Genomic DNA, 24,761 nt, shown 5'->3' on the forward strand with positions numbered 1-24,761 from the left:
GACAAGCCGCTAGCGAGCCGTGGGAGGTCCCGAACGGGTCAAGATCTGGGCTTGTCAGTGCCGAGGTGGCCGCGCGATACGCCCAGGCGTTCTCGGCCGACCCGGCCGGAGACGATGGCCTCGACATCGGGCTCAATGCGGAGATTCGCAGCGAGCCCGGCGCCAGGGTAAGCATGCGCGTGGAGGCATTCTCCGACGAGCAGGACGCACTCGAGCTCGTCCTGGAGACCGCCCAGCACATCACATGGTGGAAGTCACTCAGCTACTTCGTCGCCGTCCAGGGGAGCCGTGGCCTCGGACCCGAACTACGTATAGAGACGAGGGACCGGGTTCACCGCGCCTCCCAGCTGCTCTACCTGCCGGACCTCACCCGCTACGGCGTCATCGAATTGTGGAAAGGCGGCTTCCTGAATTTCGGTGCCTTCATCGGGTCCCTGCCGATCAACTCCTTCGCGAACCGGGGCCGGAGCATCGTGTTCCGGTGGGAGGAGGACTGAACGGATGCGAGGCGGCATCGGTCTCCCAGATGCTGTCGGTCGACAAGCCATCCCCCTTGTACCCCACCTAGAAAGCTAAAACTGCGGGCCCAATTGGTCCGCGAGGAGCCCACCCGCCGAAAAGGAGAGCAAAGGAGAGCGGCGGAATGTCGAATCCCCGAGACGTACCCCCTGCCGCGCAGCCGTCGTCGTCCTCTGCGGACACGTGGGACGCGATCCGACCCGAGCTCGAAAAGCGGTTCGGTGGACAGCCGGCGCAGCAGACCGCTGTCGACTCGATCGCGGCGGCCAACTCCGCCGCGGCCCAAGTCGCTATGTTCGGGTACGCGCCATCCGCTGCCCCGAAACCTCCGGAGGAGCCCGCGGTCCCGGCACAGGCGGTCACCGGCACGTGGTCCGGGACTTCTGGTGGGGATTCCACGTCGAGTTCGGCCACGATGATCTCGATACCATCCTCACCGCAGCAGACGCCGTCAACACGGTCGTGTCGCTGATCGGTGGAAACATTCCAAGCCCGGCGCAGCCATGGATCCGACTTCTGGCTCCGTTCGTCGCCAGTGTTCATCAAGGACTGCGAGACCTGGACCAGGGCTGTGGGATCTACGTCAGTATGAGCTGGTTCGCCCCCGGAGTCTTCATTCCGACGACCGTCCCCTGCTGAGCGGGCCCCATCGTGATGATTCGGCACGCCACTCATCCATGATTCGCTCCGCGAGCTTGAGGGAGATCTCATGACCAGCTCGGATAGACCTGACGGTTTCGAATCGCCATCCCAGGGCGGACAAACTCCCCAGGGTGGACCATCGCCATCCCAGGGCGGACAGGACTACCAGCCACCATCGCCTCCCGGTCAAGGATTCCAACCACCGCCGGGCGCTCGACGGTTCTCGATTTCGTTCACGCAGGAGGATGCCGCGCTGGCGCAGGAGCCCCCGCGCGCGGAAGCAGCGGCCGCGCCCGCCTATGCGAGCGCACTAGCGGAAGTCCCAGAGGCGCTCCTGGACGCCAAAGCGCATCTGGCAGAACTCCTCCTTGCACAGGCCGCCGCCGGCCCCGCCAGCGCTCAGGCCGCCGACGCGTTCTCGGGCACGGGCAACGTACAGGGCGTCGCGGTCGGAGTGAGCGACGGCGACATCGCCACGGGCGTACCACCAGGCGCACCATGCCTCGTCGTCTACCTCGCGGAGCACGCTTCATCGGATCAGGTCCAAGCAGTGGTTGCGCAAGCGGCGGGTGTGTCGGCGTCAGCCTTGGCCGATTCCGTGCCGACACGGGGTATCAGGGTGGGTATCATCGACGCCCAACCGCACCGCTTCCGGGCGCGCCCGGAAGCTCCGGCCGGTGTCTCGGTGGGGCACGAAAAAGTCACCGCGGGCACGATCGGGGCCATTGTCACGGGCCGCAGCGCACCGCGCGACAAACGTATGCTGATGCTCAGCAATAACCACGTTCTGGCGAATGTTAATGACGCGGCGTATGGCGATGCGATTCTTCAGCCCGGACCGATGGATGGCGGTGTCAACCCAGCGGATCAGGTTGGCGTCCTCGACCGCTTCGTGACGCTCAATTTCGACGGTACGAACTATGTGGACTGCGCGACGGCGTGGTGCTGGCCGGATCGTGTCCGCCCGGAGCAGGTGTACCTGAGCGGAGGAAATCCGCAGTACTTCCTGATGGGCTCGGAGCCCATTCTGCCGACCGTCAACATGGCGGTCACGAAGTCCGGCCGCACTACGCAGGTGACAACCGGCAGGATCACCGGCGTTAGCGGCCCGACCAACGTCAGATACGCCAACGGTCGCACTGCGCACTTCGAGGAGGTCATCTCCATCACGGGGTTCACGGGCGCCTTCAGCGCCGGCGGTGACTCCGGCAGTTGCATCGTGACGCACGATACCGCGCACCGCCCGGTCGGCCTGCTGTTCGCTGGCGGCTTCGGAGTTACCTTCGCGATTCGCATCGACCGAGTACTGGACGCGCTCGATATCCGATTCCTCTGATTGGCGCGGGAGCACAGCCATGAATGTACTGTATAAGGATAGTCGAGTACTGCGCCCGGCCGACGAGGTGGGATTTGATTCCTACGTAGCGATCGTTCGTGACGTGTGCGCGCGGCACGCGAGCGACCCGCATCGATGGCGTGTCGACCCGGATGCAGAGCTCGGGGCGACCTGGATCAGGCTCGTCCACGAGGATGCGCACGTCCCGGAGCAGGGGTGGAAGCTGCACGTCTCGGCCAGCCTATGGTCCGCCGAAGCGGTGCTGCGGCGCGCGCTGCCGGTCCTGCTCACCGAGCCGGTCTGCCTCAAGGTCGCCGCGTCTCCGGCGATCCTTGCCGGCCTCAACGACGGGACCAGCGGGAGCCTCAGCCAGATCGGCAAGTTCATCACCATCTATCCCGGCGACGACGAGCAGGCCGTCCGGCTGGCCGTCGCCCTCGATGAGCAGACCCGCGGGCTCAGCGGACCGCGGGTCCCGTCCGATCGACCCCTGCGACGGGGCAGCGTGGTCCACTACCGCTACGGCGGATTCGGCGGGATGTTCATACAGACCCCGATCGGCGAGATCACGCCCGCGGTGCGCACACCAACCGGCGAACTGGTGCCGGACGTCCGATCAACGGCCTTCCAGCCTCCACCATGGGCGATCGACCCCTTCGCTGCTGCCGGCGTCGTCGAGGATCGCCCGGCCCCCCGCAGGGTGATCGGCGACCGGTACGCGATCGCCGTGCCGCTCCATCACTCGCCACGCGGCGCCGTGCATCTCGCCCTCGACGTCGCGACCCCGGCCAAGTGCGTGCTCAAGCAGGCCTGCGCCGGCGCGCAACCGGCACCCGACGGCAGCGACGCCCGGGATCGGCTTCGACGCGAAGCCGCCATCCTCGAGTTCTTCGCCCCGGACGACCGGGTGCCCAAGGTGCTGCAGCTGATCGAACAGGACGACGACCTCTTCCTGGTGATCGAAGACATCGACGGGGTGACGCTCGAGGAATACGTTGCCAAGGAGGCCCGCAGGGGTGTGCCCTTGCCCGCCGCGCGCATCGTCGACTTCGGTGTCCAGCTGGCCGCGATGCTGGGAAAGATGCACGCCGCCGGATACGTCTACCGCGACCTCAAACCCACCAACGTGATCGTCGCCCCCAACGGCCGCTTGCGCTTCATCGACTTCGAGATGGCCCGCGAGATAGACGACGAAAATACTCCGATCCCGGGTGCGGGACGGTTCGGCGTCGGCACCCGCGGCTACATGTCGCCCCAACAGGCACGGGGTGAAACGCCAGCGACCAGCGATGACGTGTACAGCCTAGGAGCACTGCTCCTGCTGATGGCGACCGGTGCCGAGCCCTCCCGCGCACCGAATCCATTCGCCCTACTGGAACGCCCCATCTTGAAACTCAACCCGAGAATCCATCCGGCCATTGCCGAGATCATTCGCCGCTGTTTGGCTCCGGAGCCGACAGCGCGACCCTCGTCGATCACGGACGTGGCGGCGGCCCTGATGGCAGCCGAGGCGACCCCCGCCTCAGCCACAGCATCCGTGTCCGAAACGACCACCACCCCGCCCGAGGTCGAGCGGAACGCCCGACGTACTTGCGCAGACCTGGCGCGCCGCCTCGCCGATTCGCTGTGCGCCGACGCGCAGCCGGTGGCCAACGGCGCTGGCATGGCCTGGGTGAGCCCTCACAAGACCGCGCGGGCGCTGTGGTCGCGCGACCTCTACGTCGGCAGCGGCGGATCCCTTCTAGCCCTGGCTGAACTCGTAGCGAGCTACGGCGTGCCCGAGCACCGTCGCGTCCTGGAACAGGGCGCACGCTGGCTCGCGACCGCACCGGCTCCGGCAGGTACACCGCTGGCCGGCCTGTACGTCGGCGAAGCTGGCGTCGGCGCCGCCCTGCTGCGCACAGGGCAGGTCCTCGCGAACGACGCACTGATCGCTGCCGCCTCGAGGCGCGGCAACGACATCGCGACCCTGCCCTTCACCTCGCCGGACCTGATGAACGGCACGGCCGGGCGCCTTCGGTTCCACCTCCTGCTGTGGGACGCAACAGGCAACGCGGAGCACCTCGACCACGCCCTCGACGCCGGAGAGCACCTGCTCGCCAGCTCACGGGAAGCCGGTCCCGGCCAGCGGAACTGGGTGATCCCGGGCGGCTACGGCGACTTCAGCGGTAAAGCCCCGCTCGGGTACGCCCACGGCGCCGCCGGAGTCGCCGACGCCCTCCTCGACCTCTTCGAGGCGTCCGGAGACGACAGATACCGCCGCGTTGCCGAGGACGCCGCGCGCTGGATCGCCGCCCACGCGGTCCCCGCCGTCGAGGACGGGACCGGTCTGGCGTGGCCCACGGGCGCCGGCGGAGATCCGATGCCGGCGTACTGGTGCCACGGCGCCGCCGGCATCGGGCAGTTCTTCCTGCATTCCGCCGCCCTCGACCTCGTGCCCGACGCCAGCGCGAGGTGGGCCGGGGCGGCACGAACGACCGCGCGGGGTACGCGCTGGGCGGGTCCCACCCAATGTCACGGCCTGTCGGGAAGCATCGAATTTCTGCTCGACGCCTACCAGGCCAGCGGCGACGCGGCGTATCTCGCAGAGGCGCGCTCGCTCAGCGAGCTGCTGATGGCCTTCCGATCCGAGCAGGACGGGATCCTCCGCTGGTCCTCTGACTGGCCGTGGACCTACGGCGCTGACTACATGGCCGGGTACGCCGGCGTGGCAGTAACACTGCTTCGCCTCGCCGACCCGGATTGCCGCCCGCGCGGAATGAGCCGCCGTGGATTCCAGTATCAGGGCCCCAGTGGCGCCTAGCCAAGCATGCTGCCATCCAACTTGCACATGGAAACAACACGAAAGGAGCGACTCGGGCTGTCAAATCGAGATCCATGGAAACCACGTGTAGGACGAGAAAGGAAGCTGGAAATGCCTGGATACACATGGGGTGGTGGCGGCGCCGCGGCGCAGCAGGCCCCAGCATCCCCTGTCGATCAATACTCACCGCGTGCGCGGCTAGCGGCGTTGATCGCCCGATGTGAGCTCGACCCCGAAGGTGTTGGCGCAGCGGTCAAGGCCGACCCGGTCGCGGCACTTCAAAGCGTGGGCTTCTCCCAAGGGCAGGCCCAGGCGCTGACCGCAGCGCCAGCACAAGCCGACGATCCCGTCGTCGCGCTGGCCGGCGGCTGCAACGACACAAGCTGCATCATCAGCCTCTGCCCGCCCACCTGCTTCGCAACCATTCCCGCGATTCCCGGCCTCTGCCCGCCACCCGGCGGCGGGAATTGTGGCTTCCTCTCCCTCTTCTAAGGAAGGTGACGGACTGACCCCACGTTCCCCCGATCAAACTCGCGGGAACGTGGGGGCCCGAAACGTGCAACCGCAAGGCCGGCTGCCGAGAGAAGGCTGACCCAGAGCACCACGATGAGGTGCACTGATACGCGAGTGTAGGACCGTGGTGTCGATCTTGTCGGCACCGTCCATGACGGACACGCCAGCACCCAGGTCGAACGCCGACCGGCTGATTGGCGCAGGAGGACAGCGGGACTGTGGCACGACAATTGCCATACCTCCATGGAAAAGGCAGAGAAGTGTCGCTAGAACTGCTCGGCATGGTTCCATCTCGTCAGGACTACTACGCTGCCGCGATGGCGTTGTTCGGGATCATCCTCTTTGCGAAGTTCGCCACACATGCCGGACCCCCGCTCAATCATCGCCGCACAGAAAAATACTATTGACAAAGTTCTGGAGTGGCTACGGGTAATCAGTCATATCATCTGCGTTATAGCGGCGGCAGTCGGTGCCGCGGCCTGCTTTGCCGCCCTCGGCTGGGGGACAGTCTGGGGCATCGGGGAACAGTGTTTGCGCGGCATCGTTGCTGGCGCGGCGGGGATTTCCGGTGTGATCCTTGCGGCGGATGTCGCGATCACGCACCGTGGAAAGTGATGCGCGCCTGGGGTGGCGGCCGAGTTGACTGCTCGACGGCCGCGACACACCGAAATGAGGAACTTCGGCATGCGGCGCTCGCCGTCGCGATCTCTGATCCGCCATCGAGGTGAAGCGGATGACCACACTGAGGACAGGTCGACCTGAGTGGCGGCGGCTGTCCCCGAAATATTCCGATCACGGGGTCGAGCGCACGGTCGCCCCCGCGCAGACCATTCGGCGGGTCATGCCGCTGATGGATCGCATCGGCGTGACGCGCGTCGGCGACGTCACCGGCCTCGACCGGGTCGGCCTGCCAAACTTCACGGCGGTCCGTCCCCGCGAGGTCGACGACGGCATCTCGTACTACAACGGCAAAGGGCTGACCCGGGATTCAGCGCGCGCGGGCGCACTGATGGAGGCCCTCGAGCGGTACAGTGGCGAGCGGTGCGACCTCCCCGTCTATTACGGCGACCGGGCCGAGCTGGAACGGACCGGGCCAGTCGTCGACCCGGCGGACATCGTCCTCCCGCTGGTCACCGAATATCAGCCGGACCTGCGCATCGAGTGGGTCGAGGGGTTCGACCTGCTGGGGGAGCGTCCGACGTACGTTCCCCTCAATGCGGTCGTCTGCCCGTATGCGCCTCCGGAGGGGCGGACTCTGCTCTACCGTTCCAGTACCAATGGCCTGGCCTCCGGCAACATCCTCGCAGAGGCCCTCTGCCACGCTGTATGCGAGGTTGTTGAGAGGGACGCGCTCGCCATCGCCTCCGCGTACCGCGAGCTGGCTCCCGCCATTGGACGCGTGCTGGCCGGGATAGGGGGACCGAATCCGGCCGCCGCGCCATCGCCCGCGCGTTTCCCGCTGATCGATCTGGAGAGCCTGCCCGCGCGGGCGCGACTGGCGGTCGCCAAGCTGAAGCGGGCCGGGCTCCTCGTCTACCTCCGCGACATCACGTGCATCGGCGTACCGACGTTCGAGTGCACGGTGGTGGAGCACCGCTGGGACGACCGCCACCTCGTGCACGGCGGCTCCGGGGCTCATCCCGACGCTCGGGTCGCCGCGTGCCGGGCTTTGACCGAGGCTGCCCAGAGCCGTGTCGGCCACATCCAGGGCGGTAGGGAGGACCTGCCGGAGATCGTCCGCGATCAGGTCGCCTTCGATCCCGACGACGTCTACGGCGGCGGTGAGATACGGCCGTTCTCCGCTGTGGAGTCGAACGAGTGCGACACTGTCGACGGCGACGTGCGGTTCCTCCTGGACCGGCTCCGCGCCGAAGGCTTCCCGCAGGTGGTCGTGGTCGACCTGACGCGCCCGGAGTTCGGCGTGCCGGTCGTGCGCGCGGTCGTCCCATGCGCCGAGTCCTGGAGCGTCTACTTCTCACACATCCGGCGGACAGCCTTCGGGCCACGGGTGACCAACATCCTCCGCGGTGTGCGCGGTCGCGTCTCTGAGGAGCCCGCAGGTGCTTAGCTCGGTCACCCTATGCAGCGCCACGCTCGGCGAGGACGGTCAGTGCGAGCCTCCGCTGGGACCGCTGTACGTTGCAGCCGCCCTGGAAGAGGCGGGCGTCGAAGTCGAGTTCCGCGACTTCCAACTGTGCCAGGGAGCCCACGGCTTCTCCGGGGAGCCGCTGGCGCGCTTCCTGGCGTGCAACAGCGGCGTCGTGGCCATCTCGTGCTTCGTCGACATGCTGCCTGCGGTCGTCGACGCGACCCGCCGCCTGCGGGAAGCCGAGCCCGACACGGTGATCCTGCTGGGCGGACCGGGGCCAACGGCGGCCGCCGGCGAAATCGTCCGCAGCTACCCCTGGATCGACGGCGTGGTCCGCGGCGAAGGTGAGGAGACGATCCAGGAATGGGTCCGGATGCTCCGCGAGGCGCCCGGCCGGCCGGTGGCGGGAATGGCCTACCGACACCTCGGGTCGATCGTCGAGGGCCCCGACCGACCACGCGCCCGCGCGCTCGACAACCTGCCACCTCCCGCGTACCACCTCGTGGACTGGGCGCAGTACACGCACGCGCGGTTGATCACGACCAGGGGCTGCGCGTACCGGTGTTCCTTCTGCGACGTCACGGCGCTCTGGGGCAACCGCACCGTGTACCGCGGCCTCGAAGCCACCGTCGCCGAGATGGAGACGTTGCGCGATCGCTACGGCATGACGATGGTCGGCATCGCCGACGACACCTTCGTGCTCAACCGCAACCGAGTGCGAGACTTCTGCACGTCGCTCATCGAACGCCGGTGCGGCATCGAATGGGGTTGCTTCGGACGGATCAACCTCATGACGCCCGATCTCGTGGAGCTCATGGCCCGGGCGGGCTGCCGCGCCATCTTCTACGGAATCGACTCCGGCTCGCAGGTCGTCCTTGACCGCACGGTGAAAAGGGTGCGGGCGCGGGACGTCATCCCGGTCCTCAAGCTCTCGGCGCAGTACTTCGATACGATCGAGGCCTCCTTCATCTGGGGATACCCTTTCGAATCCGCCGATGACTTCGCAGCTACACTCGACCTCGCGGCCGAGGCAGCCATGCTCGCGCCCGCCGTGAACGTCCAACTGCATATGTTGAGCCCGCTCCCGCTGTCACCGATCTACCGGGAGTTCCCAAGGGAGCTGCGCGAGCCGGAGCCGGAGGACCGACGGTGGCTCCTGTTGCCCGCGCTGTTCCTGGATGAACGGGCCTCCGTCGTCCGCGAGATCGTCCGATCTCGCCCGGATATCTATCCCGGCTTCTACGCGTTCCCCACGCCCGCTATGGCGGTCAAGCGGGCCCGCATGGCGCAGATTGCGGCGGCGCTGGATCGGACGATCGGCCGAACCCTCTTCGAGTCGGACGTCGCCGAGCTCCTGCGCCGCGAGAACCCGGCGACAGAGCGTGACCTGCTGAGCTCCCCCCAGGACCCGGCGGATCGGATCGGCACCGGGCTGGCCGTCAGCTTCTTCCGCCGCACCCGACGCGGCAGCGCCTCCTCACCCGCGTCCCCGAAGCAGGCCCGCGGGCGTGGCCCCTCCCTGGTCCGACAGCGGGTCGAACCGGTCACCAGGGTCGCTAAAGGCCGGGGCACGCCGTGAGGCCGATCGTCTACCTCGGCCCGACCCTCCCGCGGCAGGAAGCGGCCCGGCTCCTCGAGGCCGACTTCCGACCCCCGGTCCGGCGCGGCGACCTGCCCCGGCGGTACGGCGGCACGGTCGTCATAATCGACGGCGAGTTTGGCCAGAGCCTGTCGGTGTCCCCCAATGAGATCCTCCGGTTGCTCGACACGGGCACGCGGGTGCTGGGCGCAGCCAGCATGGGCGCCCTCCGCGCGGCGGAGCTCCACCCACTTGGCATGGAAGGACACGGCTGGGTCTTCGAGGCCTACCGGACCGGGCTGGTGGAGGCAGACGACGAGGTCGCACTGCTGTACTCCCCACCCGACATGCGGCCGCTGACAGTGCCGCTGATCAACGCCCGGGCCTGGCTGTATGACCTGCAGGCCGCCCGCGAGGTCGACGCGTGCACTGCACGGGTCCTACTCCGGCGTGCCCGGCGAATCTTTTTCGCCGACCGGACGGAACCGCGCCTGCGCGCGGAGTGGGTAGAGGTCGTAGGCGAGCCGGAGCTGCGCCGTCTTCTCCGCCTCCGCCCGCGGGGCATCACGGACATCAAGGCGGAGGACGCACGGGTCGTCCTCCGCGCGGCACGCCATCCGAACGGGAGAGGAGATCAGTCATGGACGCAACGGGGAGCGAGCCGAGCCGCGGCTTCACCGAGCTGATCGGACGAGCGCTCACCGACGAACAGTTCCGAGACTCGATGTTCCGGGACCGGGCAGCGGTCGTGGAACCCTTCGCCCTGACGCCAACCGACCTCGAGGCCCTCGACAGCCTCTCCCGCGAGACCTTGGACGAGCACGCGCGGCAGTTCGCGGAGGGGAACGCGACCGCGCTGACGATCTCTATCGTGATCCGGATCAGATTCTGATCTAGTGTCGCGCATACCGGATTAGCCGTAAGTTCGACGGATCATGTCGGATCTCCGTCGGTGGCGAAGCAGCAAGTCGGCGCATAGCGAGCCGACTTTCGTGCACTCATATGATCAGCTCAACCAATGACGACGCATTGATGTAGCTCGCCGCGCTGAAACCGGCTCGCAATCCTGGATCACGTGCCGAGGGACGATCGTCCTATGGACGCGCGCGCTCCGAGTGAACATCGAGTCCGAGCGTTGTGTCCCCAATTCGTGACGCCGAGCGGAGCCAACGGAGACGGTACGGCGTCATCCGCCGAGACGGTACGGCGTCATCCGCCATGCGGAGGTAGAAGAGTCCGATCCCCGCCAAGCCGATCACCAAGCTCGGATTCTGTCCACCATGAACCCCGCACGGCCACGACGCTCCACGATGGGCGTACCGCTCCAGGCCGGCACCGGCGGCGTCGCTGACCGCGTCGGCAGAGCTGACGGCGAAGTCGAGACGCGAGTGCTGGCCGGCCAGCAATGCTCCAGCGTTGCCGGCGATACCATGGCAGAGGGAATAGTTGCCACGCCCGCTCGCGCTCCAGCTCGCGAGATGATTCCAGGTCGTGTGCAGGGCAACTGAAAGCCTCATCGACATAGGATCTCTCGGACAACACCTCGGCCGCATAGATTCCTGGCGCCCCGTGACACCACGTGGTGGCATAGGGGACCCTGCTTGTCGGCGGCGCAGTGTCGGGGACTTCGCGAAAGTCCGGCCAGTTTCCCGCCTGGGGATCGAACCACGATCGTTCGTATTCCATCGCCGACTCTGCCGCCAGGCGGAAACTCGCCTGTCCGGACGCCTCGAAGAGCGCGATCAGTGCATACGCTGCCCCGGCTGCGCCATGGGACAACCCGGTCAGTGCTCTCCTGCCGGGCAGCGAGGGAGAGGCCCAGGAGAGCCCTCCTCGTGAGGCAGCGGCGCCGCGGATCATGCGCTCACCGGCCGCCACAGCCAGATCAAGGAATATGTCGTCGTTCGATGCCTGATACAGCAAGAGATACGCAACGGTGGCGCCGGCGTTCCCGGACATCAGATCGAATCCGGTGCTCGGTGCGATGTGCGATCGCGCGGTAGTCAGTCCTTGATCGGCCAGCTCATCGCAGTCGAGCAGTATCGCCAGACGAGCTGCGACGGCAGCCGTCCCGAGAGCACCTGTGTAGAGCCCTTCGCCCGTGGGCTGGGTATCGCTCGAGTCGAGCAGGGAGCGGCGAATCGCTCCGAGCGCGCCCTGGCGGAACACCTCGTCGCCCGTGGCGTCGAACAACTCGCCAAGAAACCAGGCGATGCCGCTGGTACCGCCGTAGACGTCACATCCCATGCTGCCGAACCGGGTGCCGATCGAGGTCGAGGACGCAGTGCCCAGCGCGCCGATCCAGTTGCAACGGCCGTGGTGCCATACCGCCCCGTTGTTCAACGAGATGCCGATGTCGTGTGCCGCCTGCAGAGCGCCGTCCACGCCCGCAACGGGTGCGCGAGGTCGATCAGCTGTCGGCGCCCGCGCCGGCGAGCCTTCGACGATGAGGTCGTAATCGTCGGACGACGACGTGGTCAGGTACGGTCGCGTCGGATCGACCCCTGCTGAATGCAGATGGTCCTCGACGAGTATCACGCGTTCGCCAGCGTTCAGGGGCATTCGAGCACAGTCGACGAGCGCCTCCGCGAGGAGGAGGCAACGGTGGGACCCGAAGCTCTGCGATTGCTGTGGTTCTTCGGCCACGCCGACCCCGGTCGCCACACGCTTGGTGAGGGCGGGGACCACATCCGTCAGTTGCCGGCCGACAGCGGTCAGAGCTTGTGGTGCGACCGCCTCTCGAAATTCCGAGTAGTCCTCCCGACGCAAGTACAGGACGACCGCATCGCAGCGGCCGTAGCTGCTCGGGTTGTCCAGGGCTTTCAGCTGGAAAGGGATCGCCATGCGATTCAAGCGATTGGTAAGGACCCGGACGAGCACGATCGCTTCACCAGGGTCGGCGTTCCAATATATTCGGACCGTGCCGGATTTGTCGGTCAACGGTTCGTCACCGAACGCGACGTAGTATCCGGGCGAACGGTGGAATGACTCCTTCGGCTGCCGCAGCTGGACGGGATCGCCGGGAGCACCCCGACGTTCACCGCCGCAAGTACCTGCTGCGCTGCTCAGACCCCCCACCTGAGCGCCGAGGACATCGCCCTGGGCTACAAGCAGCTCCTGGAAGTCGAACGCGGCTGGCGCGACATGAAGCAGATCATCGACCTGCGGCCGGTCTACCACCGGCTCGAAGAACGCATCCGCGCCCACGTCATCCTCTGCTGGCTCGCCCTCCTGCTCATCCGCATCGTCGAGACCCAGACCGGCACCACCTGGACCCAGGCCCGCCGTGAGCTCGACCGCCTCCACTTGGGCACTTTCGCCGGCCCCACCGGCACGTTCCAGCAGGTCACTGCCCTGACCAGACCCCAGCAGGCCTTTCTGACCAAGCTGGAGATCCCCGCCCCCAAGCAGGTCGTCACCCTCCAGCCCGCACCACGCTGACCAGCCACGACACCACCGCCTAGAGAAACGCCCTCCAGGCGGCCACACCCATGTCCGCCCAGGTCAGCCCCCACATCCGACACTCCAGGCCACCGAATTACGTCGAACCCGGGGCAAAGATCGGGGTGTCGGGGTGCTCGGCGACCGCAGCGGCGATGGCGTCGTCGTAGTCGGCGAGCTGGGCGTTGAGCAGCTGCAGCAGCTGGGTGAAGGACTGCGCGGAGTAGGACTTGCCGGCGACGGTCCCGGGCGATGCGGTGAGCAGGTGCTGCGCAGCCGCTCGGCGAGGACCTGCCCGGGGACGCGGCCGGTGTAGTGGTGGCGGGCTAAGAACCCGTTTATGCGGGTGGTCTTGATTCTTGATGCGGCCGCCGGGGTCGGGTAGTCGAGCACGAAGTGCAGGGTGATCTGCCGGTCGACCGAGGAGAACAACCGCGCCGGCGCCGGGTGGTAGGCCTCCAGGATCGCCCGCAGTTGAGATTCGGTGGCCTGCTGGGTCTGCTGGAGACGGTCTCGGTCACGGGTCAGCGCCCTGATCTCAGCCAGCAGCGGTGACGGTGGAGTCAGCGCCCGCCAGTGCGGGTGTTCGTGGCGCAGCGTGTCGGCCAGGACGAAGGCGTCGCGCCGGTCGTCCTTGACCGCAGCGACCCGGTAGCGCTCCCGCGCCCGGGCGGCGATGCGCGGCGACACCGCGAACACGACGTGGCCGCGGGCCTGGAGGTGCTCGACGAGGATCCCTTCGGCGCGCTCGACCGCGATCGGCAGAGCTGTGCCGTGCTGGGCGAGCGCGGTGTCGAGCTCGGCCAGGCCGGCGACGTCGTGGGTGACGCGTTGCTGGGTCAGTCGCGCCCCGGTGGTGTCCAGGATGCACAACTGGTGCTCGGTGCCGCCCCAGTCGATGCCGGCGAACGCCGGCCAATCTGACGTTGCTGTCTGCTGCTCGGGCAACTACGGGTCCCTTCGGGTCACGGTCCGCTCCGGGCCGATCCCCTTCGGGCGCTCATCCAGGTGCTCGCGGCACGACTCCCACTGGCCGATCGAGGAACGACCACCACCGGGAGGGACGAGTCTGCCGCTGGACCTCGAGCGTCACGCTGCCAAGGTCCTCTCCCGGTGGTGGAGGTGGACCAGCGGGAACCTCCCGCCATCGCTGATGTTGACGGATGACCGCTGCCAGGCAGCGCCCAGCAGCACTGCTGAGATGGACTGCTTGAGCCCGGTGTGCGCTGGGATCAGCTCGGGAGACCACCAGCTGCACCCCGCCGAGGCCGCGGGCCTTGAGCGAGCGCAGAAACGCGGTCCAGAACGCGCCGTCCTCGCTGTCGCCGACGGCGAACCCGAGGACTTCGCGCCAGCCGTCGGCGCGCACCCCGGTGGCGATCACCACCGCCTGCGAGACGACGCGCCGGTTCACCCGGGCCTTGGAGTAGGTGGCGTCGAGGAAGACGTAGGGGAAGTGCTGCTCGGCCAGCGACCGATCGCGGAATGCGCCAACCTCGGCGTCGAGGTCGGCGCAGATCCGGGACACCTCGGACTTGGAGATGCCGGTGTCGGCGCCGAGGGCTTTGACCAGTTCGTCGACCTTGCGGGTGGACACGCCGTGCAAGTAGGCCTCCATGACCACGGCGAACAGTGCCTGGTCGAGCCGGCGGCGGCGTTCCAGCAGGGACGGGAAGAACGAGCCGGTGCCTAGCTTCGGGATGCGCAGCTCCAGATCCCCGGCCGTGGTCGACAACACCCGGGTGCGGTGGCCGTTGCGAACGGCGGTGCGTTCTGCGGAACGCTGGTGTGGGGCGGCGCCGATCAGGTCGGTGAGCTCGGCCTCGATCAGGGCTTGGTAGACGGTCTCGGCCGCGGTGCGGACCCGGTCGCCGACATCGGCGGCCTTGAGTGCGTCCAGGACTTCGAGCAGGGCAGACTGGTCAAGGGCCATCGCGTGGTGCCTTTCTGGGTGTTCCTTGGCGGGTTCACACAGAGACTCACGCGGTGGCCTCTTCTACGTGCTCAGGCACGCCGTCGAGGCCCGGGACTTACACCACCACCGGGGACGTGACCCACAGGGACCACCCCCGCGTCCGCGGGGCGCACTGGCTGGTCGCCGCCGCCGCCGCGGTCGTCGCGGGACCACCCCCGCGTCCGCGGGGCGCACAGGGCGCGCAGCACCTCGCCAAGGTCGGCAGGGGGACCACTCCCGCGTCCGCGGGGCGCACTACCGCGAGCTGGAGCGGCTGTACCCGATCGCGGGACCACCCCCGCGTCCGCGGGGCGCACTCGGGGGTGGCCTTGGCGAGGATGAAGGGGGCGGGACCACCCCCGCGTCCGCGGGCGCACACCGTGGGCGCCAGGCCGACGTCGTCGATCGAGGGACCACCCCCGCGTCCGCGGGGCGCACGTTCTCGACGGGATCAACCTCATCGGGCCGGACGGACCACCCCCGCGTCCGCGGGGCGCACCCGGTGAGGAATCCCGCGGGCGGTTCCTTGTCGGGACCACCCCCGCGTCCGCGGGGCGCACTCGAACGCGCTCCCGTCCAACGTCGGGTTCGCGGGACCACCCCCGCGTCCGCGGGGCGCACTCCTTGTAGCCGGCCACCGTCTCGCGGCGGCCGGGACCACCCCCGCGTCCGCGGGGCGCACCGCACCTGCACCGACGGGCGGGCGGTGCGCCCGGGACCACCCCCGCGTCCGCGGGGCGCACTCGAACGCGCTCCCGTCCAACGTCGGGTTCGCGGGACCACCCCCGCGTCCGCGGGGCGCACTGCCGGGCCTGTGGGACGCCGAGCCAGGCGGCGGGACCACCCCCGCGTCCGCGGGGCGCACCGCGGAGGAGGATCACGCGCTGCCGGCCACCTGGGACCACCCCCGCGTCCGCGGGGCGCACGGCCTGGCGGGCATGCCCGCGTGGGCACTGCCGGGACCACCCCCGCGTCCGCGGGGCGCACGGCGACATCCTCGGCACGCTGTCCGACGGCGTGGGACCACGCCCGCGTCCGCGGGGCGCACGCGTTCAAGTCGATCGCCGTGCCGCTGGCGTGGGGACCACCCCCGCGTCCGCGGGGCGCACCGGGTGAGCCGCGACCGGGCCGACGAGCAGCGGGGACCACCCCCGCGTCCGCGGGGCGCACTCGGACTGATCGGGACGGCTCATTCTGGCCGAGGGACCACCCCCGCGTCCGCGGGGCGCACCAAAGGACGAGAAGCCCGAGCGCGACCGAAAGGGGACCACCCCCGCGTCCGCGGGGCGCACGTGTCGATGAACTCCCGGAACTGGTCGGGGGCGGGACCACCCCCGCGTCCGCGGGGCGCACGAGCTCGACTGCGTGGTCGTGCTGCCGGCGCAGGGACCACCCCCGCGTCCGCGGGGCGCACGTCGACGACCCGCTGAACCTCGGCATGGGCTTGGGACCACCCCCGCGTCCGCGGGGCGCACCGATCCCGACCCCGATGACATTGACGGCTCCCGGGACCACCCCCGCGTCCGCGGGGCGCACACGCGGACCCCGCTGTTCCCGGGCGCACCCCTGGGACCACCCCCGCGTCCGCGGGGCGCACACGCCGAGCTTGGAGAACTCCTGCGTCAGGCCCTGGGACCACCCCCGCGTCCGCGGGGCGCACGTCGCGGCTGGCGTGGCCGCGCTGCTCCCCGTGGGACCACCCCCGCGTCCGCGGGGCGCACGGCAAGGGGTTCATGGGCCGCGAGTGGGACGCGGACCACCCCCGCGTCCGCGGGGCGCACGGCGACTGCTACACCAAGGAGGACCACGAGGCGGGACCACCCCCGCGTCCGCGGGGCGCACCCGTCGTCGGTTTCGGTGTTCGGCGACAGGGAGGGACCCCCCGCGTCCCGCGGGGCGCACCGCGGCCCGCCTCTGGGCCCGCTCCTTATCCAGGGACCACCCCCGCGTCCGCGGGGCGCACCGTGACCTGCGCGATCATCGTGCCGGAGCGGAGGGACCACCCCCGCGTCCGCGGGGCGCACTCCGCTGTAGCTGCGACCCGTGGACACACACCGGGACCACCCCCGCGTCCGCGGGGCGCACGAGTCCGAGCTGGCCCGCACCCTCGGCGTCCGGGGACCACCCCCGCGTCCGCGGGGCGCACCTCGTCGGGGTGGGTGCCGCAGCCGGAGCACCGGGACCACCCCCGCGTCCGCGGGGCGCACGGGGCCGGCATCAAGTTCGAGGCCGGTCAGGTGGGACCACCCCCGCGTCCGCGGGGCGCACCACACCACGACGGGCTCCGTCTCGACGACCCCGGGACCACCCCCGCGTCCGCGGGGCGCACCCCGCGGTCAACGGCCGGTTCTCACCCCAGCTGGGACCACCCCCGCGTCCGCGGGGCGCACGGGACGCTAGTGCGGCACCAGCAAAGCCAGCTGGGACCACCCCCGCGTCCGCGGGGCGCACAAGTTCTGGGCGCCCGCCGCGGTTGTCGACTCGGGACCACCCCCGCGTCCGCGGGGCGCACCGCCACCCAGTTCGACGTGGCCGGGCTGATCCGGGACCACCCCCGCGTCCGCGGGGCGCACTACGAGTACATCCGCCACACGATGGCGCAGCACGGACCACCCCCGCGTCCGCGGGGCGCACAGCCACACTCCCGGCAGCGCAGCAGTAGTCCGGGGACCACCCCCGCGTCCGCGGGGCGCACGTTGCAACCACGACCTGTGAGCCGTCGGAAGTGGGATCACCCCCGCGTCCGCGGGGCGCACCTGCAGAGCTGTATCGATAAAGTCGCGGACGCCGGACCACCCCCGCGTCCGCGGGGCGCACATCCGCCGCTACAACGAGGCCGTCGACGACGCGGGACCACCCCCGCGTCCGCGGGGCGCACTTTGAGCGGGCGAGGTCGGTGACGAGGACGTAGCGGGTCGACCTCCGTCAAGGGACCACCCCCGCGTCCGCGGGGCGCACAGATGACCCGCTGGCTGACTGTGTCCGCTGAGGGGACCACCCCCGCGTCCGCGGGGCGCACTTGAGCACGATCCGCACACCGCGGACCCGTTCGGGACCACCCCCGCGTCCGCGGGGCGCACTCCGCAGTCGGTGACCGTCCGGGTGTGGGCGGGGGACCACCCCCGCGTCCGCGGGGCGCACCCGTGCGATCGTGGGGGCCCGGTGAGCGCGTCGGGACCACCCCCGCGTCCGCGGGGCGCACAGATGACCCGCTGGCTGACTGTGTCCGCTGAGGGGACCACCCCCGCGTCCGCGGGGCGCACGATGCGCAGTTCCTCACCCCGACCGGTCGCGGGGGACCACCCCCGCGTCCGCGGGGCGCACTTGAGCACGATCCGCACACCGCGGACCCGTTCGGGACCACCCCCGCGTCCGCGGGGCGCACTCCGCAGTCGGTGACCGTCCGGGTGTGGGCGGGGGACCACCCCCGCGTCCGCGGGGCGCACCCGTGCGATCGTGGGGGCCCGGTGAGCGCGTCGGGACCACCCCCGCGTCCGCGGGGCGCACCTCCGCCTCCACCTGCTGCGCGAGCGCCCCACGGGACCACCCCCGCGTCCGCGGGGCGCACGCTTGTCTAGCAGCGAGTTCTCTCCGGCTATGGCCGATCCTGTATCAACTTCATCGTGCTCGGAACCGCCGTCGGCGGCTGGCGCTGCTCCATCCCTCGGTGCGGTCGGACGAGCCGGCTGGGTGGGGGTTTTCGTTGCCGTTGGGGCGGAGCATGAGGGTGAGGCCTTCGATCTCGACGGGTGTCCACTCGTGGCGGTGGACCTTGAAGCCGAGGCCCTGTTCGTTGTCAGCCGCGAAGACCATGATCGCCCGGCCGCTCTTGACCATCTCCACGGTGCGGATCCAGAGCAGGTGGCGGACGCGAGCGGAGACCTTGCCGACGAAGACGCCGGCGGAGATCTCGAGCAGCCAGCGGGTGAGGTGACCGCGTAGGCCGACGGGGCAGGCGGCGACAACGATGACGGTCATCGCGGGTTGTCCGGGGTGATCAGGTTGTCGATGTCGGGGAGATCGGCGTCGTCGTTGAAGTCGTCGTAGCCGCCGGGTTCGTCGCTGTAGGCGATTCCGGCGCTGACGGCCCCGTCCGCGCCGTCCCACAGCATGACGAGGTCGGTGTCGAGTGCGTCGGGTCCGTACTCGGGGGTGTCGTCGGTCTGCAGGAGGGCCTTGATGTCGCGGACGCAGGTGTCGAGGAAGTGTCCGTTTTTCATGTGGTCGCGGACGGCGCGGCGGGTTTCGGCGCCGATGTCGGCGACGTCGCGGGCGGCGATGTCGAACGCGATAGGGATGGAGACCTCGGCCTTGTAAAGGTCGGCTATGTCGAACACGAACGAGAGGACGTGTCCGGTGTGGACGAAGCCGAGGCCGGGTGCGAGGCCGAGGGCGACGATCACGGCGTGCACGACGCCGTAGAGGCTGGTGTTCGCCGCGGACAGGGCTTGGTTGACGGGGGTGCCGCCGGCGAAGTCTGTGGTGTCGTAGTCGCGGCGGGTCCATTCGACGCCGGTGCGTTCGGCGTGCTCGCGGTAGAGCCGTCGCACGCGGGCGCCTTCGTGCATGCTGAGGCTGCGGGTGTTCTCGCCGGGGAAGCGCATGGCGTACATCTCGCGGGCCACGCGCAGCCGGGTGCGCTGGTTGGACACGAGTGCGGCCTGGGTCTGCAGCAGTGACGCAGAACGGGCGAGGGAGCGTCCGTGGGCGTAGTAGCGGACGCCGTGCTCACCGACCCAGACGGCGGTGGAGCCGCTCTCGGCGATCAGCACCATCGCCTGCTGGCTGACGGTGGTGCCGGGCCCGAGCAGCACGGCGCCCAGCGTCGCGGCGGGGATGTGCAGGGTTCCGCGCGCGTCGCGGGCGGTGATGGCGTTGGCGTCGCGATGGACGACGCAGTGCTCGAGGTACACGAAGCTGAGCCGGTCCTGGGCACGGACGAGCTGTCCGAGCGGGACCGGCTTCGCTCCGGGGATCGGCTTCGCCACGCCGTCACCGCGGCGCGGCGAGGGTCAGCAGGCCGCAGCCGTAGCCCTTCCCCGGCCCAATGCCGGCGACGAGCGCGGTGCGCAGGGCCGCCGGATCCTCGACGACGAGCGTTCCCTCGAACAGCGCCGTGTTGAGGGTGACGATGCGGCCGCGGCGGTCGAACCGCACGGCGCGCCGGTCGCGGAGCACGACGTCGGGTGCGCCTGCGGTGCCGTCGACCACGGAGAACCCGGCCCGCTGGGCGCGTTGCAGGAACCACGCGGTCTGCTGATCGGCGGTGACGTGCGGGAGCCGCTTCCCGCGGCTGTTCCCATCGGCCGGTGGTGCGTTGTGGACGGGATTGGCGCGCAGCCGGAACGCCCACCGGTCCCCGGCGGTGAGCTTGCCGAGGAAGGGCTCGTAGTCCTTGGTTTGCCAGCCGTAGGTCGGCCGTCCCACGCTCTCGGCGAGGTGGGTGAGGTCGGGCGCGAGGGGGCTGACGACGTAGAGCAGGTGGTCGTGCTGCCCCTGGTCGAGCCGCCACAGGATCCGGCCCTCGTCGGGTTCGGGTCGCGACGACGGGAACGCGGCGAGGACGGCGGCGTGCAGCCGTTGCGGGGAGGCGAGCAGCTCTCGCGCCGTGCGCCGCCGGGGGTTGATCTCGAAGCGGGTCAGGTGCATCGCTAGAGCACGTCCATCGGGTCGTGGGTGTCGGCCGGCGGGGCGGTGATGCCGCGGAAGGCAGGGTTGGTCACCGTGACGTAGGAGCGCTGCACCGACCGCCACTCCCACTGCCGGTGCGCCGGGTCGAATCCGTGTGCGACGGGCTGGTCTCGGACCAGTTCGGCGTCCGCGGTGTCTGCGGTGCAGTCCGCGGCCACCGGCAGCTCGACCTGCGCGTCTCGGTGCGCTCGTTGGACGGCGAGCGATGCCCTCCAGGGCTCGACTCCGAGCGCGCCCAGCGCGGTGGCGTCGCGCAACCCAACCGCGACAGGCCCTACCGGCGGGCAGGATCGTCGGCCGAGGAACAGCGGGAAGTGCGGGCGCCGCACAGCCTCGAGCAGCCCTTCCAGCAGCCCGGTATGGCCCTCGACGGAGGCGAGGAAGACGGCGTCGGACAGGTAGTGGCGGGTCGAGACCGACACCGGCGTGCGCTCGCCGGGTCGGGCCGCGGTTTGGAAGTCGCGTTCAACCTGGCCGGGCTGCTCGGTGCGTACGGCGAAGGTCAGGTCGAGCAGGTGCTCGATCGACTCGGTCCGGCGGATGCCCTCGGCGGCGGCGAGCAGGCCGATGACGGCGCTCTTGCTCGGCGTCCGGTCGGTGGCGCGGCGGGTGAACCGGCTCCTGGTGCCCCACGACTGCAGAGGTGCCGCCAGCCGCAGCAGCAGCGCGGTCACGACAGCCGTGCGGCGACGGCCTCGCCCACCGCCGCGACAGTCGAGTCGGCGTCCCCGCGGGTGGCGATGTCCGCCAGCGGGGCGAGCCGCTCCCCGGGCCCGAACGTCCACGCGGCGACGGGGGCTTCGCCGTAGGCGTCCTGCACCTCGGTGGCGTGCGTGGCGAGTGCGGTGATCGCAGCGGGGATGCGCGGCTGCGTCGTGATGGCCTCTTCGAACGCCCCAACGAGGTTGATCGACTGCGTCTCGCGCAGCACCACGTAGACGGCGTCGGGCAGCGTGCGGTTGGCGAAGGTGTTCTGCTTGCCGGTGGGCATGCTCAGCACGAACCCGCGCACGAACGCCTCGACCGCGCGGCGGGTGGCCTTCGCGTCGCTCAGGTTCTCGGCGAGCCGGTCGACGTCGACGGTGGCGTAGCGGTAGAGGGTGGAGGAGTTGAACTCGACAGTGCCGATCATCCCGGCGCCGGCGTCTTCTTCCTCGTCGGCGTTCTTGTGGTCATCGACGGCGGTGAAGTAGTCGTACTCGGTCTCGACCGCGTGCACGGACAGTGCGTGCGCGACCTGCGCGGCGGCGTCGACGTTCAGGTCGGTGTCCTCGGCGACCATGCGGCCGAACAGGGCGACGTCGACGGAGTGTTCGGTGTCGGCGGCCTTCTTGGCGGCCTTCTTGTCGATGGCCGCGCCAGTGCGGCCGTGCTCGACGGCGAGCGCAGCGAGCGCGGCGATCTGGGAGTTGCTCAGGAAGACGAGGTAACCGGACTCTTCCGGGACCTCCTTCTTCCCACGCGGCGCAGCGACCTTGATGCCGACGGCGGCGAGCACGGCCTTGGCGAGCTCTGGGGCACGGTCGGCCAGGGTCGAGTCCTGCCCGACGATCTCGTCGCCGAGCAGTTCGACCAGCCGCTTGCTGCGCACACCCAGCTCGGTGCGGTCCAGCAGGGCGTCGAACGCGGTGCGGGTGGAGCGCTTCCACGCCTGGCTCGACACGCGGGCTCGGACGACGCCGCCGTAGCGGGCGGTCTTGGGGCTGCCGGTGTCGTCCCGGTTGAGGTTGCTCGGCGGGACGGTCTGCAGGACGTGGATGTCGACGATCGTGCGGGGCATGGTCTTCGCAGCTCTCTGGTCGAGGTCGGTCATGCGGTGGTCTGGTCGGTGTCGCTGTCGGCGGACGCGCCGAGGTCGGTGTCAGGACGGTGCTGTCGGTAGAACTGCCGTCCCCAGGTCATCCGGACGCGGGACGGGTCGTCCTGCCAGGTGTGGAGCTGCTGGGCCAGCAGGCCGTAGTCGAGCGGGGCGCTCGCCGTGCGCAGGAGTTGCACCACGCCCCGCAGGTGGTGGGTGAGCTCGCCGAAGGAGTCCGCGGTGCCGAGCATGCGGAAGCGCCGCACGATCGGATCCGGGATCGCGCTGCTGCCGGTGTGCAGGCGGCGTAGTGCCGTGCCGAGGCCGCGCCCGCGATGGTGCATGCGTTCACCTCGCGACTGCTGATGCAGCGCGAACAGCGTGATCGCGACGTGAGCGGCACGTTCTGCGGGGCTGGGATTCGGGTCGTCCGCGGGGTGCCCGTTCAGCAGCGCGGGAGTGAACGTGTACTCCAACACGTCCATGATCTCGCCCGGTTCCTTGCCGACGGCTCGCCGCATACGGGCAAGTGCTGCGACGGCGCCGGGGTCCTGCGGCACACGCAGGAAGCGGCTCTGCAGGCCACCGACCTGCTTGTCGACGAACGTGCCGACGGGGCCCAGCCGGGGTTGCGGCTCAGTGGGCGGGGGACTGGTGGCGGCGGCTGGTGTGGTCACGGTGCTCCTGGGTCGGCCACAGCCGGTGCAGTGGCGTAGGCGTGAGGGAGGGCCTTCTTGAGCGAGCGGCGGAACTTGTTGTCGGCGTGGGCCGCGGTCAAGACCTGCTGACGAACGATCCGGCCCTCCCACGCTGCGGGCGACACGGTGCGCATGAGATCGGCCGCGGCCGACCTGGTCACCTCGTCAGCGGTGCGGTGCCACGCGATTTCCGAGCTGACGGGGTCGGAGTCGGCGCCGACGGACGTGAGCCACTCGCGGAAGGCCCCGTCGAGGTCGGCGTAGAGACGTTCCCTGGCTCGGCTGCGCGGACCGGCGCCGTCGCCCCCAGCGGCGGCCACCAGATCGCCTGCGAGGTTGCCGAGGGCGAACGCCGCGTCGTCGGCAGCGCGTACGCAGGACTTGACCATCTCGACGAGACCGGTGGCGTCCTGACGAGCGAGTGCGACGACGAGATCCAGCGAGTCGTGCACGACGTCGTCGACCACGGAGCTCTGCGAGCCGTAGATCATCCCGACCGCGCGGATCGTGACTGGGAAGTCGCGCGGGAGTGCCCGTTGCATGCAGAGGTGACCGAGCCAGTCCAGCACGCCCGGCGCGATCCGGTCGGCCGGCCCCGACGTCTGACGGTCGACGGCTGCCGGTAGCAGTGATTCGAGTCCGCGCCAGATCGCACGGTCGGGGTCGTGAGCGCGGGGCATGTAGACCGGCACCATGCTCTTGAGCTGCCTCTCCTGGTTGGGGCTGCGCCGCCAGGCGGTGTGCGGCTCGAGGTCCACCCGGTGTTGCGGCTGCAGCCGGTTGCCGTTCGCGATGATCACACGTGTGATCCGGCCCCCGCCTGCGATGAGCCGGATGCGGCGGCTGGGCCAGGTGTACAGGTCGGCCGGACCGGTCGGCTCCCGCCCCTGCTCGACGTGGCCGGACTCATCGCGCACCGTCAGCGGCGGGCGCTCCCACACCGGGATGTCCACCTCGGGATCCCGCGTCGAGCCGAAATCCGAAGCGAGCAGGTTCAGCAGCAGCGTCTCCTTGAGGGTCTTCCCCTCCAGCAGCACCCCGCCCAGCCATCCGCTCCAGGCGACACCGATGGGGTAACCCTTGCCGTTCCTGACCCGCTCGTCACCGACCGCGCCGGACTTGATGCCGGACGGGTCGAAGGCCTGGGCATGGACGAGCCAGCGCGCCGCCTCGGCGTAGGACAGGGACAGCTCCCCGCGCCGTGTCGCGAAGAACGGCACGCCGTTGGGGACATCGGCGATGAGGCGATCCAACGCGAAGGTCTCGTCCTTGGTGGTGCGCAGCTCGGCGGTCTGCAGGAACGGCGTCTCGGGGTGGAGCAGGTCGAACCGCTCGTGGTGCTCCGCCAGGTAGGCCTCGATCGCGTCCGTCGGCAGCGCCGGAGCTCGCCACAGCTCCTCCCACTCCGCGATGTCCTTCGGGCCGCGGATGGCGCCGTGCAGGACGGCGAGGAGCAGGCGGCTCACTGCGAACGTCTGGGTTGGCAGGTCACCGCTGAGCCCGACGACGCCGTGCGCCTGGCAAAGGACGTCCAGGAGGCTGTGTTCGGTCACGCCACCGTCGCGTGCGCGACCTGGGATCCACGGTGCATGGAGCACGCAGAACGTGCCGTCGCATCGCATGGGCTCGCTGGCCCTCCTGTCGGATTCGGTGGGATGGCGGGTGGATTCACCCCGGCGATGCGGGGGTGTGGTGTGG

The 24,761-nt window shown here is 69.8% G+C and carries 18 protein-coding genes, 3 pseudogenes and 2 CRISPR repeat arrays; of the genes and pseudogenes, 10 read left to right on the plus strand and 11 right to left on the minus strand.

Translation table 11 applies throughout. The features are described 5' to 3' along the window. Window positions 1-65 precede the first annotated feature (65 nt). From ABEA81_RS11865 to ABEA81_RS11905, 9 genes are all read left to right on the plus strand, one after another. Window positions 66-497 carry a hypothetical protein gene (locus ABEA81_RS11865; RefSeq protein ID WP_345605015.1) on the plus strand — a complete coding sequence of 144 codons (432 nt, stop codon included), beginning with the start codon at window positions 66-68 and terminating at the stop codon, window positions 495-497. 391 nt (window positions 498-888) lie between these two features. Further along, on the plus strand, window positions 889-1,158 hold the full coding sequence (locus ABEA81_RS11870; protein WP_345605016.1) for a hypothetical protein: 270 nt from the start codon (window positions 889-891) through the stop codon (window positions 1,156-1,158). Window positions 1,159-1,228: 70 nt separating this feature from the next. Beyond that, complete coding sequence (locus tag ABEA81_RS11875; RefSeq protein ID WP_345605017.1) at window positions 1,229-2,497, plus strand: chymotrypsin family serine protease; 1,269 nt, start codon at window positions 1,229-1,231, stop codon at window positions 2,495-2,497. Between the two features lie 103 nt (window positions 2,498-2,600). Next, window positions 2,601-5,300, plus strand: coding sequence for a class IV lanthionine synthetase LanL (lanL, locus tag ABEA81_RS11880; RefSeq protein WP_345605018.1), 2,700 nt, complete (start codon window positions 2,601-2,603; stop codon window positions 5,298-5,300). A gap of 873 nt (window positions 5,301-6,173) precedes the next feature. Then, window positions 6,174-6,428, plus strand: coding sequence for a hypothetical protein (locus ABEA81_RS11885; RefSeq protein WP_345605019.1), 255 nt, complete (start codon window positions 6,174-6,176; stop codon window positions 6,426-6,428). A gap of 118 nt (window positions 6,429-6,546) precedes the next feature. Then, a complete protein-coding gene (locus ABEA81_RS11890; protein ID WP_345605020.1) occupies window positions 6,547-7,881 on the plus strand; it encodes a YcaO-like family protein in 1,335 nt (444 codons plus the stop codon). Beyond that, a complete protein-coding gene (locus ABEA81_RS11895) occupies window positions 7,874-9,481 on the plus strand; it encodes a B12-binding domain-containing radical SAM protein (protein ID WP_345605021.1) in 1,608 nt (535 codons plus the stop codon). Before ABEA81_RS11890 ends, ABEA81_RS11895 begins: the two co-directional genes overlap by 8 nt. Beyond that, on the plus strand, window positions 9,478-10,167 hold the full coding sequence (locus ABEA81_RS11900) for a TfuA-like protein (RefSeq protein WP_345605022.1): 690 nt from the start codon (window positions 9,478-9,480) through the stop codon (window positions 10,165-10,167). Before ABEA81_RS11895 ends, ABEA81_RS11900 begins: the two co-directional genes overlap by 4 nt. A 38-nt stretch (window positions 10,168-10,205) precedes the next feature. Beyond that, a complete protein-coding gene (locus ABEA81_RS11905) occupies window positions 10,206-10,373 on the plus strand; it encodes a hypothetical protein (RefSeq protein WP_345605063.1) in 168 nt (55 codons plus the stop codon). Window positions 10,374-10,575: 202 nt separating this feature from the next. Here the strand turns inward: ABEA81_RS11905 and ABEA81_RS42630 are convergent, their stop codons facing one another. Together ABEA81_RS42630 and ABEA81_RS11910 are read right to left on the minus strand one after the other, a co-directional pair. Next, the gene (locus ABEA81_RS42630) at window positions 10,576-11,070 is read right to left on the minus strand and encodes a lanthionine synthetase LanC family protein (protein WP_425570517.1); all 495 of its coding nucleotides are present in this window, start codon (window positions 11,068-11,070) and stop codon (window positions 10,576-10,578) included. Next, window positions 11,009-12,550: pseudogene (locus ABEA81_RS11910) on the minus strand (T3SS effector HopA1 family protein); the annotation flags it as partial. The gene ABEA81_RS42630 and the pseudogene ABEA81_RS11910, both read right to left, overlap by 62 nt. On the opposite strand from ABEA81_RS11910, the pseudogene ABEA81_RS11915 reads away from it, so the two are divergent. Next, window positions 12,529-12,922: pseudogene (locus ABEA81_RS11915) on the plus strand (IS1634 family transposase); the annotation flags it as partial. The pseudogenes ABEA81_RS11910 and ABEA81_RS11915 overlap by 22 nt on opposite strands. 63 nt (window positions 12,923-12,985) lie before the next feature. Here the strand turns inward: ABEA81_RS11915 and ABEA81_RS11920 are convergent. The 9 genes and pseudogenes from ABEA81_RS11920 to casA form a co-directional block, all read right to left on the minus strand. Continuing rightward, complete coding sequence (locus ABEA81_RS11920; RefSeq protein ID WP_345605025.1) at window positions 12,986-13,870, minus strand: IS110 family transposase; 885 nt, start codon at window positions 13,868-13,870, stop codon at window positions 12,986-12,988. 207 nt (window positions 13,871-14,077) lie between these two features. After that, a pseudogene (locus tag ABEA81_RS11925) lies at window positions 14,078-14,855 on the minus strand (IS256 family transposase); the annotation flags it as partial. Between the two features lie 430 nt (window positions 14,856-15,285). Beyond that, window positions 15,286-16,719: a CRISPR direct-repeat array (repeat unit 29 nt; unit sequence GGGACCACCCCCGCGTCCGCGGGGCGCAC). 91 nt (window positions 16,720-16,810) lie between these two features. Next, window positions 16,811-18,444: direct repeats of the CRISPR family, unit length 29 nt; unit sequence GGGACCACCCCCGCGTCCGCGGGGCGCAC. A gap of 50 nt (window positions 18,445-18,494) precedes the next feature. After that, window positions 18,495-18,854: a type I-E CRISPR-associated endoribonuclease Cas2e gene (gene cas2e / locus ABEA81_RS11930; protein ID WP_345605027.1), complete on the minus strand. Its 360-nt coding sequence runs from the start codon at window positions 18,852-18,854 to the stop codon at window positions 18,495-18,497. Continuing rightward, a complete protein-coding gene (gene cas1e, locus ABEA81_RS11935) occupies window positions 18,851-19,864 on the minus strand; it encodes a type I-E CRISPR-associated endonuclease Cas1e (protein WP_345605028.1) in 1,014 nt (337 codons plus the stop codon). Before cas1e ends, cas2e begins: the two co-directional genes overlap by 4 nt. 4 nt (window positions 19,865-19,868) lie before the next feature. Continuing rightward, on the minus strand, window positions 19,869-20,525 hold the full coding sequence (cas6e, locus tag ABEA81_RS11940) for a type I-E CRISPR-associated protein Cas6/Cse3/CasE (RefSeq protein WP_345605029.1): 657 nt from the start codon (window positions 20,523-20,525) through the stop codon (window positions 19,869-19,871). Window positions 20,526-20,527: 2 nt separating this feature from the next. Then, window positions 20,528-21,241, minus strand: coding sequence for a type I-E CRISPR-associated protein Cas5/CasD (gene cas5e, locus ABEA81_RS11945; protein WP_345605030.1), 714 nt, complete (start codon window positions 21,239-21,241; stop codon window positions 20,528-20,530). Continuing rightward, window positions 21,238-22,347, minus strand: a complete 1,110-nt coding sequence (gene cas7e / locus ABEA81_RS11950; protein ID WP_345605031.1) for a type I-E CRISPR-associated protein Cas7/Cse4/CasC — start codon at window positions 22,345-22,347, stop codon at window positions 21,238-21,240. The genes cas5e and cas7e overlap by 4 nt, the downstream gene beginning before the upstream one ends. A 29-nt stretch (window positions 22,348-22,376) precedes the next feature. Further along, window positions 22,377-23,042, minus strand: a complete 666-nt coding sequence (gene casB, locus ABEA81_RS11955; RefSeq protein ID WP_345605032.1) for a type I-E CRISPR-associated protein Cse2/CasB — start codon at window positions 23,040-23,042, stop codon at window positions 22,377-22,379. After that, window positions 23,039-24,685 (minus strand): type I-E CRISPR-associated protein Cse1/CasA, encoded by a 1,647-nt coding sequence (casA, locus tag ABEA81_RS11960; protein ID WP_345605033.1) that lies wholly within the window; start codon window positions 24,683-24,685, stop codon window positions 23,039-23,041. The genes casB and casA overlap by 4 nt, the downstream gene beginning before the upstream one ends. Window positions 24,686-24,761 lie beyond the last annotated feature (76 nt).

It is taken from the genome of Pseudonocardia adelaidensis, assembly GCF_039543345.1.
Taxonomy (GTDB): Bacteria; Actinomycetota; Actinomycetes; order Mycobacteriales; family Pseudonocardiaceae; genus Pseudonocardia; species Pseudonocardia adelaidensis.